This window comes from Mycobacterium simulans (assembly GCF_900232995.1).
In the GTDB taxonomy this organism is placed as follows: Bacteria; Actinomycetota; Actinomycetes; order Mycobacteriales; family Mycobacteriaceae; genus Mycobacterium; species Mycobacterium simulans.
Window position 1 is genome coordinate 762,399 of record NZ_OCVX01000003.1, and the last position, 10,479, is coordinate 772,877.

Genomic DNA, 10,479 nt, shown 5'->3' on the forward strand with positions numbered 1-10,479 from the left:
ACTACGATGGCTGATTTGCCCGTCGGCGTGCGGCATTGCCCATCTCACCGCCGACATATGTCGGCGTGTTCGGTCAGACCTTCCAGCGCCGCTCACCGATTTGCGACTTTGATATTCCGCATCGTGACAAGCGCAGTCGCACACAGTGACTCTTCATCGGCGCCACGACGTGCGTAGACGTTTGCGGTCGCCGTGGTGGTAGAGAGGTTCGCCTTGATAACCCGTCCCCGAGCGATAATCTCATCGCCCTTTGCAGGCGCAAGTATTTTTACAGTGAAATCGATGGTCATATTCACCCATCCGGCCGGGAGTAGCGTACCCGCGGCAGACCCCCCTGCGAAGTCGGCGAGACTACCCAGCACACCCCCTTGGATGTGTCCAGTCAGTTCGGTTAGTTCGGTGCGATATGGCTGGATGATCTCCGCTTCACCCGGCGCCATTCGACCAAAATTGAACCCGAGCAATTTGGCAGCAGGCATGCCAAGGACGGCGCCTTTTACTGCCGCTTCATAATCTGGGTTCGGGGACGGCCATGGCACCTTGGTATTCATGTTGTCTCCTCTGAGGGAAGGCGGCCGTTAACTGCTTAAATCCCGACTCCAGGTAGCGTTCTCGTGCTGCCGCGCGCATGACCTTGCCGCTGGTAGTTTTTTGCAGTTCTCCTTGAGGGGTCAGGACTACTTCGCGGATGGAAATCTCATGCTCGCGGATCACGGCGCCCCTTATCGCGGCACATACGTCGGTCTCATCGACGTCCTCGAAGTGGTCACCGTCAATCTCCTGCACCACGACCAGTTCCTCGCCGGCAGCCCCAGAAACCCCAAAAGCAGCGCACCCATTCGCTCTCAATGCGACGTGGGCAGAGTGGACTGTCTGCTCGATGTCACTGGGGTAGTAGTTGCGCCCGCGGATAATAATGAGATCTTTCAACCTGCCTACGACGTACAACTCGTCTCCGACGATGGCGCCGAGATCGCCGGTCCGCAAATACGTTTGACTTCTTTGCCCTTCAATCCGCGCCTCAAAGGTTGCCGCAGTCGCGCGGGGGTTGCGCCAATACCCCATCGCTACGTGAGGTCCAGCAACCCATATCTCACCAATCTCGCCAGTCGGACAAACGCGGGTCGTTTCTGGATCGACTATTCTGATCTGGTCTTCCGGGAGGACCAGCCCGACCAAGGGCCGGGTGTTACTTCCCGCATCCAGTTCGACCCGTTTCCGTCGCAGTTGATCGACGGCTACATTGACCACCCACGGACCGCTGCCCTTCCGACTGCCTGCGACGAGCAGGGTCGCCTCGGCAAGCCCATAACAGGGGTAGTTGGCGGTCGCATCAAAACCGTACTGTGCAAATGTTTCGGTGAAACGAGCCATGGTTTGAGCCTGCACGGGTTCAGCACCGTTGAATGCGACCTTCCAGCAGCTGAGGTCGATCGCCGGCACGGTGCTGGCCGAGGCTCTGGCAACACAGGCGTCGAACGCAAAATTTGGTCCACCACTTGTATGCGCGCGGTAACGAGAAATAGTCTCCAGCCACAGAAGTGGACGACGTATAAACGCGATTGGCGACATCAGGATGCTCGTAGCGCCTACATAGAGTGGCTGCAGCACATTGCCGATCAGACCTTGATCGTGGAATAACGGTGCCCATCCGACGACGGTCGATTCAGGGCCGTGCTGGAATGCACGTTTGATCATCTCTTGATTAGCGATAAGGTTACCGTGCGAGACCATGACTCCTTTGGGATTGCCCGTTGAGCCAGATGTGTATTGAAGAAATGCGAGCGACTCCGGCGCGCAAGCGGCGAGCTCGAAGGTCTCGACATTTGTCTCGATTTCTATCTGGTCAACCGCGAGCCAATGAAATGCACCGAACACGGGTTCAATTGCCGTCCGTATACCGTCAACCCAGTCACCGACGGTTAATATGGCGGTTGGATCGCAGTCATTGATGATGGCGATAGTCGAATGCTGTACGCGACCGCGTCGAGGTGGACTCAGCGGTACTGCAACAACATTCGCGTACAAACACCCAAAGTACGCAACGATGAAATCCAAGCCGGGGGGAAAGAGAAGCAAGGCCCGGTCCCCGGGCGCGCAGTGTCGACGGAGTACCGCCGCAACTGTGGAGGCTCGGGCATGTAGTTGATGGTACGTGAGTTCAGCAATTTCTTGCCCATGGTCGTCCACGAACACGTATGCACGGCGTTTCGGCTCCTCGAAGGCTCGAAAACTGAGAAGTTCAGGAAGCAATTTGACCATTTTCACCTGCAATAGTGTCGATAATGTGTTGGATAACATCCATACGACGAGTCTGATGAAAGATGTGATCGCCCGGCAAGGCGCGGTAGGTGAATGTTGCTGCTGTCTGGTGGGACCAGGCTCGCATTTCGCTCGGTTGAGCAATGGGGTCGTCAATCCCGCAGAAGGCGGTGATCGGACACTGCACCTTTCGCCCCGGTGGGTACGAGTAAACTTCGTTAATCTCGAGGTCGGCTCTAATGATTGGCAGCGCGTAGCGGCGAAATGACTTGCTTTGATACCACGCTGCGCCACTCCCAGTAGCCACATGAAGCGCTGTCGCCAACTCGTCATCTGGCAAGTGATGGATGGTCGGGACGCTCGACGGTAGGTGCGCGGCACGCCGGCCGGAGACGAAGACGTGCAAGGGCGGATTTGCGACCAGATTTTCTAACGCATACGCCAGTTCGAACGCGACGAGCGCACCCATGCTATGTCCATAGAGAGCCAGTGGTGCCTGTACTTCCTGGGCGATCAGAGGTAACAGCCCTTCAACGACTGCTGCTACGTCACGCATCAGCGGTAAGCTCGCGACATCCTCTCGGCCCGGCAACTGCACGCACATCGGCGCCACGACCCGTGCCAAGGGCTCAAGCCACTGGTTGAACGACGAAGCTCCCCCACCGGCATGGGGAATCAGAAGGAGCGCAACAGAAGCTTCAGACGGAAATGCTCGCAGCGATACCCCCGCAGTCATGCGCGCATTCATCGTGCACCACGCATCACTACAGGAAATCGCTGCAAGCCCCGGAGGATGATGCTCTCGTCCTGCCATTCGGGCTGCTCGGTCGTAAGTTCAATGCGTGCGCCGCGGCGCAATACCCACTCGAAAGCTATTTCCGTCTGTAGCTCTGCGAGTGCGCCGCCCAGACAACCATGCATTCCGAACCCGAACGCTAAATGACGTTGGGCGGGTCGTGTTATATCGAACAGATCGGGGTGTTCAAAGATTGCTGGATCGCGGTTCGCACCTCCAAGGCAAAGAAGCACGCGGTCACCGACACGAATCAGTTCACCACCAATTTCGGTATCCCTCGTTGCGCATCGCTTTGTCACCTGAACCGGACTGTCGTATCGCAGCACCTCAGTAATAAAGTTGCGAACCAGCTCGGGCCGCTCACGCAGCAGCGCATCCTGATCCCGATGTTGCGCTAGTGCCAAGAACGCGTTGCCAATCAAGGATTTCGTCGTCTCATTCGCCGCAGCGAAAAACATCATACAAATAACGCAGAGCTCATCAGAACTGAGTCGGTCGCCACCGCTGGTCTGGACGGCAAGCAGATTACTTATCAAGTCGTCGCCTGGTTTCCGACGGCGATATTCTATTGCTTCATCGAGCGCTGCACCGAAAGCATCTACTGCGTTGTGTACACGGCTTAGCTCGCTGGGTTTCATAAGTCCCGGCTCAAGAAGAAAGCGGATGTCGTGCGCCCAGGGCCCGACTTGATCGCGAATACTCGCAGGCAACCTCATCCAATCCTGCATAACCAAACTAGGTAATGGTTCCGCCAATTCGGCTATCAGGTCAAATTCACTCGTGGTAGACACGCGATCCAGGAACTGGTCCACCAACGTTGCAACACGTGGACGCAGATTTGAAATTGACTGCGGCGTGAATGCGCGGTTCACGATCCCCCGCAAGCGCGCATGGTCAGGATTATCGGTAAAAACTAGCGATTTCTTACCTAGCAGTTCGACGCGGTCCGCAGTTATCTGCGATTTTTCCACGTGCATACTGACCATTTGTGGGATAAGTCCCGCACTGAAGCTGCGATCCCGGAGAATCGCAAGCACATCGGCGTGTCGTGTCAGCACCCACATGCCCAAAGTTTTATGAACCGGCTTTATCTCACGAAGACGCCTGTAAACCGGATATGGGTTGTGTTTGAATTCAGCCGTAAATGGATTGAATCGGATGCACTCTTCGGCTTTTGTCTGCGGCATCGCGTTCAACATGGTTGACTTCCGTTGCTCGTGCAGTAACCGCACCTGTAGAGAATCAGATTAGGTGATACGACAATGGCATCAGGCCGGCCGAGGAGCGCCTCATAACCAAGATTGCGTGCCGCTGCGAACCGTGACGACATCTCCTCGTGCATATGAGCTCGATCCCGTTGTGTCTTGCGTCATCGCAACAAACTATGTGCTGGCCGTTTGCGCATGAAGATACTGTGCAACAGCACTGATGGTTGGCGTCTCGAACAACGCTTCGAGTGGAATATCTACGCCATAGCGCTCTTGGACTTCCATCAACATTGCCACCGCAACCGCGGAATCAACTCCGAGACGATCAAAGTCTGCAGTTGGATCAACCCGCTCCACCGGGACGCCGATAACTTCGCCGATGAACTTTCTGCACCAATCAGTTATTGAACTTTGTTGTGTATCCATTACCTAGCTTCCTTACAGCGCCGTAGCGCGGGTTTTCCCTGATTTCGAGTGGTGGATTCTTTTTGAGGCCCTCCGCTCCGCAGACGGAAGCCGCAAATCGTAGGCAACACCGCATGCTGCCAAAATCCTGATAACCCAATAGCCAGGGTCAAGGCGATACCAGTCCAATCCAAACGATGGTGATTCCGGAAACGCATGGTGGTTGTTATGCCATGATTCGCCAAGCGAAACTAAGGAGAAGATGCCGCCATTTCTGCTGTTTTCCCTTGAGGCATAGGGACGCGTTCCAACCAGATGATGAAAAGAGTTGATCGCCCATACAATATGCTCAAGCACGAATACCCGAACAAAGCCACCCCACAACAGGCAGCTTACGGCGCCTTCCCAAGTTCGATAGACGATTGCACCCACCACGGCCGGTATTATCAGGCCTAGTGCAAACCAGTAATTATAACGGCGGGCTACCTGGAGGATGCGGCGGTTCTTAATAAGATCTGGCGCGTAATGGACAATATTCGGGTATTCGTGCCGACGCATCCATAAGAAATGAGAATGCGCTAACCCGCGGATTCGGCCCAAGAGGCCGTGCCCAGATAGGTTCGGCGAGTGTGGATCGCCCTCTTTGTCAGAACATTCGTGGTGCCGGCGGTGAATTGCAACCCACGAAACAACGCCACCTTGGCCCGCCATAGAACCAAGGACGGCGAGCAGTATTTCGACAGACGGTGCCACCTTAAAGGTGCGGTGAGTAAAGAGCCGATGATAACCGACGGTTATGCCGATTCCCGTCAAAAACCATATTGTCAATAACAAAACGACTTCAGTTAGTCCCACCGGGTGAACTCGGATAAACCCAACCGCAGCTATAGTTCCAAGAATAGGTAAGATATCGAACAGAATGAAGTGACGGCGCTGTAACCGGTGCAGATAGGCATTGCTGATGGTCTTCTTCCTGGACGCCGTTCCAGGCGCTCCCCACTCAAAATCTGAAACCACCATGCGGCCACTCCGAGATTCGAAACCGACGGATCCACTACAGAAAATTTTCGTTTGGCGCCCTGTGCGCTGACACCATCAAGATGACGACTATTCGTCATCTTGATGACAGATAGTTAATGTACCTGAATGCGCAAACGCACACAAGGGTTGGGGACGTGCCTCACTACTTGAGGCGTCTTCGGGGTTCCCCAAGCGGTTTCACGCCGATTGCACGCCGGTTTCACCCACACCCGTTACGCGTGACCCGTCTGCTATCCGGCCTCTGTCGGTTCCGGTCGAAAAGTGAGCAGGTGATGCCGGGTGGTTTCTAGGCGATGTCGCAACACTTCTTTAGGTTCTGGAGGTTGTGTTGTCATCGTCTCGCCGTGTGAAAAAGGGGCCGGGCCGGCGCCCGCAGTCGGCCAAGCGTCAGCGGTTTATGGAGCTGCGGGCTCGGGGCTGGTCCGTCTCGGCGGGGGGCCGTGAAGTTGGTGTGTCACGGACCTCAGCAAACAATTGGGCTCGGGGATACAAGAATCGGCGTGGCGAAGCCGTCGGATTCGTGCCCGCGCTCGATCGTTTGGCTGTGCGCCAAATTAGTAGTCGCTATCTGTCCGAGGAGGAGCGGATCAACATCGCCGATCTGCGCCGCTCGGGCCTCAGTATCCGCAAGATCGCCGACCAGCTCGGGCGGGCACCCTCGACGGTGTCGCGGGAGCTGCGCCGCAACAGTCGCCGCGATGGCCAGTACCGGCCGTTCGAAGCGCACCGCTGGTCGGTGCAACGCCGAGCCCGCCGTCACCGGCGGCGGATCGAGAAGAACGCCGCCCTATGCGAACTGATCGCCGAGCTGCTCGCTCAACGCTGGAGCCCGCAACAGATCGCCCGGCATCTGCGACGCAAGTACCCCGAGGACCGGTCGATGTGGTTGTGCCACGAAAGTATCTATCAGGCTGTCTACCAGCCACAATCACGCCTGATCCGGCCGCCGAAGGTCACCAGTTCGCACCGCGGCCCGCTGCGCACGGGACGGACTCATCGCCGCGCCCACCAGCGTCCTGGCCGTCGCCGCCCGCGCTTCGCCCAGCCGATGTTGTCGATTCACCAGCGGCCGTTCGATCCCGCCGACCGCTCCCAGCCTGGCCATTGGGAAGGAGATCTCATCCTTGGCAAAAACCAGGGCTCGGCGATTGGCACCCTCGTCGAGCGACAGACGCGCCTGATTCGGCTGATACACCTGCCGGCCCGCGACGCCGACGCTCTCCGCATTGCGATCACCGACACCATGAGCGACTTGCCGGTGACGCTGGTCCGATCCATCACGTGGGATCAGGGCATCGAAATGGCCAGGCACATCGACATCACCGCCGACCTCGGTGCGCCGGTCTACTTTTGCGACTCGCGCTCACCTTGGCAGCGCGGCAGCAACGAAAATGCCAATGGTCTGCTGCGGCAATATTTCCCGAAAGGCACCGCCCTGAACACGTACACCGCAGAGCATCTGCGCGCAGTCGAGTACGAGATCAATAACCGGCCCAGGAGCATCCTCGGGCACCGGAGTCCCGCCGAGCTTTTCACCCTCCTGCTAGCCTCACCAGACCATCAACTGTTGCGACGATGACTGGAACCCACCCCGGAAGAAACTGCGCAGGATTCGACCGGAGCCGACAACCTCACGGCGCGTAGCACTCGGCCTCGGCTTGCGCGGGGACACGGCCGAGGCGTGCATCAAGGGCCTGGGTACTGCGAACACACGGCGACCGGCACCAACACGGGGACGACGGCAACACTCCGGCGTGATCAAGCACCAACTGGTCGGGGAACCACAGTCCGCACTGAACCTGCTCACCAAGCAAATGGACTAGCAGAAAACGCGAAACGGCCGCGCTGTGGACGGATCCGCGCGACGGCCTCGGCGAACCAAGGATGCGCACCCGCCCAGCCGGCTGGCGCAGCCGATCACCGTCGTCGCCATCCGTCTGTACTGGCTCAGCACGACTTGCTCCGCAGGCTCGATCTCCGCCCATGCCGAAGTCGTCATCGTTGAGCGTTGATAGCGCGGCGGCGAATCCGAATGCACCGCGACCACTGTGTTGCGCGCCGGGCCCAGCTGCGGTGCGATTTCGGCCTGCGAGACTTAGCCGACCCGGCGCAACCGGCGGATCCCAGCCCGATCCTGGAAGACTGGGCGTTGATCCGGCATCTTCACCGCAGCGAGGGTCAAGGAGATCACCCATCCAATCTGATTGGGTGGCCTACTTCTCAACCGTCGCGGCCGGCCGTGGTTCCAACCGTCGTCAAGCAGCGGATCGGCCAATTTGACATCCGACGTGACAAGCACAGTCGCACATAGCGACTCGTCATCGGTGCCACGACGAGCGTAATCATCTGCGGTCGCTGTCGTGGTCGTGGTCGTTCCTCGAGCCTGTCCGGCGGATATGCACGGCCTATGCGCGGTGGCAATCGAGGCTGATCTGCACTATTTCTCCGACATGGTCGGCTACCTAGCCGAGGCTGTGGCGTGACGACCGCCGTCTCCAAGGAAGGGACCATCTTGGCGCGGTTTCTTAGCTCGTTCGAGCATCGTGACATCGAGTGGTGTCCACCAGGCTGGTGATCAGTGATCAGAGGCGATAATTGAGTTAGGTTATTTCGAATAGTAGCGTCGTAAATCGAAATCCCAATCCGACACCCAACATCAAAACCAATTGACCAGATTTCAACTGGTTAGTGTTCAATAGATGCGACAATCCGAGCAACTGGTCAGATGGACCGACGTGTCCCGTTTTTTGAAGCTCACTCCAACAGGTCTTCTCAATTGAAACCCCATGACGGGCCAGGTAAAGCTGCTCTAACACGACTGGCGGAAATCCAGGAAGCAAGAAGTGGGAGATATCATCGAGCTTGATTTCTGCTTCAGCTAACGCCGAATATATCGCGGCCGAACTTTCCTGTACAATCGTCTCGGCAAACCGGGATGCTCCCTCGATATCGGAAAGTCCTACATCTAAACCACCTGACTGCGCCAGAGATTTGCGGAGCAACACCTCGATCTCGGGCTGGCACGTCCTCGCGCTCGCAAGCAGACGAGCGAAACCTTGCTTTGTTGAGATAACTGCGGCAGCTGCCCCGTCACCCATTATGGTCCCGTTTGTCTGCCGACTTGTTTCGTCGGGCCAACTTGATGTCGCGGCAATCAATCCAGCACGCGAGGTAGGGTCACTAGAAAGTAATCGTCCAATGACCTCTATTCCCGCGACTCCACCATTGCTAGCCGCGCTTAATTCGAACGCGATAGCTTCTTTTTGGCCGAGTATCCGCTGCAGGTAGCAAACCGGGGCCAAGTGATCCATACTGCTAAATGTTATGCTCGCGTATGCAATCGCCGAGAGTGCGTCATTGGCATGGCTCGAATTCTTTAGTGCTTGCTTAGCCGCAATTCCAGCCATGACGTATTCAGGTTTATCCGACTTTGCGAAACTCTCGAAACCTGTGTTCTTTTGGTCAATGGTAGGGTCACAGTCAATAGAAACTCTGGGCGGAAGATAACATCCCACCGAGTTTATGAAGACGCTATTCCATAGCATGCTCATTCTCCGGTTTTCGACGCTTGGGTCAGTAGTAATTGTCCGCTATCCAATTCGAGACGGTCATGGCCGTAATTGCGGGTTCCAGGGTCAGGGGTGAGGTGGGGGTGTTGATGTGGTCGCCGGTGCGGGGTTGTATCGTCAGCAACCTTTCTTCATCAATTGCTCTATTGGTGGGTGTGTCGAAACCTAGGTAGCGGCCGTAGCCGACCAGGGCGCTTTCGTCGTGCAGGTGGGCCATGATCGCTGGGATCACCATCGGGTTGCTGCTGATGCTGGGGTGGTCGTTGGTGGCGATAGGCGCGATGGTCACCAGGGCACACTGACTTCGTGGTGCGGTGGTTGATTGAATTTGGTCCTGTAACGCCAGGACGTGCATCGCCGGGATACAGGTGATCGCGTGTGCAGCAAGGACAATGGCCTGACCGTCGGTGGCGCCCCGGTGGATACAGTCAAGTAGTGTCTGGGCGGCGTGATGCGCGGTCGCTGCAGGTGGTGTGCCGCCAAATCCGGGCACAATGAGCTCGGCGACCTCGACATCGCCCAGCATTCCGTCGGCAAACGCGTGGAACTGGCCGGAGAACTCAGCCAGGCATACCACCCGCACCGGCGCGTTTGCTGCGGCCTTGATGATTGTTTCGGGAAGCCTCCCCACCGAAGCGCTATGAGGCAATTGGGGGTAATCCAGACGCGACGCCGCGACGAGGATATCGATTAATGTCGCGTGTTGGTCATTGTCGAATGCAGCTTCCACCAACCGCCCAACAGGTCCCAACGGGGCCGCTGTCGTGATGGTGCTGGTGAGCTGAGTGGCTAGGTGCTCGGCGAGCGCGGCCGGGGTGGGGTGATCGAAGGTTAGGGTCGCCGGCAGGGTCAGGCCGGTGTGTGCGGTCAGGGTGTTGCGGAGTTCCAGGATGGTCAGGGAGTCGATGCCGAGGTCTTTAAAGGGCCGCTGGGGATCCAGGGCGGCCGGGTCGGGGTGGGCCAGTACGGTCGCGGTCGCTTCGCTGACCAGCCTGGTCAGGGTGTGCAGTTGCTGCTCGGGGGTTTGACCGGCCAGCCGTGCAGTCAGCGTGTCGGGGCTGGCGGTGGTCGCGGCCTGGCGGCGGGTGTGGGTCAGCCCGGACAGGACCGCCGGCAAGGGGTTGCGGCGTGCCTGGGCGGCCAACGCCGACGCAGAGATGGGGCTGGCGACCAGCATCGGCTGTTGCTGGCTTAGGGC

General features: G+C 57.7%; 9 protein-coding genes. 1 reads left to right on the forward strand and 8 read right to left on the reverse strand.

Translation table 11 applies throughout. The features are described 5' to 3' along the window. Positions 1-92: 92 nt before the first annotated feature. From MSIMFI_RS04235 to MSIMFI_RS04260, 6 genes are all read right to left on the reverse strand, one after another. On the reverse strand, positions 93-551 hold the full coding sequence (locus MSIMFI_RS04235; protein WP_191496258.1) for a PaaI family thioesterase: 459 nt from the start codon (positions 549-551) through the stop codon (positions 93-95). Next, positions 508-2,262: a fatty acyl-AMP ligase gene (locus MSIMFI_RS04240; RefSeq protein ID WP_191498015.1), complete on the reverse strand. Its 1,755-nt coding sequence runs from the start codon at positions 2,260-2,262 to the stop codon at positions 508-510. Before MSIMFI_RS04240 ends, MSIMFI_RS04235 begins: the two co-directional genes overlap by 44 nt. Beyond that, positions 2,243-2,998 carry a thioesterase II family protein gene (locus tag MSIMFI_RS04245; RefSeq protein ID WP_191496259.1) on the reverse strand — a complete coding sequence of 252 codons (756 nt, stop codon included), beginning with the start codon at positions 2,996-2,998 and terminating at the stop codon, positions 2,243-2,245. Before MSIMFI_RS04245 ends, MSIMFI_RS04240 begins: the two co-directional genes overlap by 20 nt. A gap of 8 nt (positions 2,999-3,006) precedes the next feature. Further along, complete coding sequence (locus MSIMFI_RS04250) at positions 3,007-4,257, reverse strand: cytochrome P450 (protein WP_224770070.1); 1,251 nt, start codon at positions 4,255-4,257, stop codon at positions 3,007-3,009. A gap of 183 nt (positions 4,258-4,440) precedes the next feature. Then, entirely contained in the window at positions 4,441-4,692 is a 252-nt protein-coding gene (locus tag MSIMFI_RS04255) for an acyl carrier protein (protein WP_191496260.1), read from the reverse strand. 12 nt (positions 4,693-4,704) lie between these two features. Then, entirely contained in the window at positions 4,705-5,691 is a 987-nt protein-coding gene (locus MSIMFI_RS04260; protein WP_191496261.1) for an acyl-CoA desaturase, read from the reverse strand. A 346-nt stretch (positions 5,692-6,037) separates the two neighbouring features. Here MSIMFI_RS04260 and MSIMFI_RS04265 point away from each other — a divergent pair, with 346 nt between their 5' ends. Beyond that, the gene (locus MSIMFI_RS04265) at positions 6,038-7,291 is read left to right on the forward strand and encodes an IS30 family transposase (protein ID WP_449868298.1); all 1,254 of its coding nucleotides are present in this window, start codon (positions 6,038-6,040) and stop codon (positions 7,289-7,291) included. 1,021 nt (positions 7,292-8,312) lie between these two features. On the opposite strand, the gene MSIMFI_RS04270 is transcribed toward MSIMFI_RS04265, so the two are convergent. Next, complete coding sequence (locus MSIMFI_RS04270) at positions 8,313-9,023, reverse strand: 3-oxoacyl-[acyl-carrier-protein] synthase III C-terminal domain-containing protein (protein WP_191496263.1); 711 nt, start codon at positions 9,021-9,023, stop codon at positions 8,313-8,315. 262 nt (positions 9,024-9,285) lie between these two features. After that, positions 9,286-10,479: acyl carrier protein (locus tag MSIMFI_RS04275; protein ID WP_224770071.1), on the reverse strand; the 1,194-nt coding region annotated here is incomplete at its 5' end.

Coding starts and splice junctions, on each gene's coding strand:
- MSIMFI_RS04260 (WP_191496261.1), bottom strand. CDS start 5,691: ATGGTGGTTTCAGATTTTGAGTGGGGAGCGCCTGGAACGGCGTCCAGG.
- MSIMFI_RS04240 (WP_191498015.1), bottom strand. CDS start 2,262: ATGGTCAAATTGCTTCCTGAACTTCTCAGTTTTCGAGCCTTCGAGGAG.
- MSIMFI_RS04270 (WP_191496263.1), bottom strand. CDS start 9,023: ATGGATCACTTGGCCCCGGTTTGCTACCTGCAGCGGATACTCGGCCAA.
- MSIMFI_RS04255 (WP_191496260.1), bottom strand. CDS start 4,692: ATGGATACACAACAAAGTTCAATAACTGATTGGTGCAGAAAGTTCATC.
- MSIMFI_RS04250 (WP_224770070.1), bottom strand. CDS start 4,257: ATGTTGAACGCGATGCCGCAGACAAAAGCCGAAGAGTGCATCCGATTC.
- MSIMFI_RS04235 (WP_191496258.1), bottom strand. CDS start 551: ATGAATACCAAGGTGCCATGGCCGTCCCCGAACCCAGATTATGAAGCG.
- MSIMFI_RS04245 (WP_191496259.1), bottom strand. CDS start 2,998: ATGACTGCGGGGGTATCGCTGCGAGCATTTCCGTCTGAAGCTTCTGTT.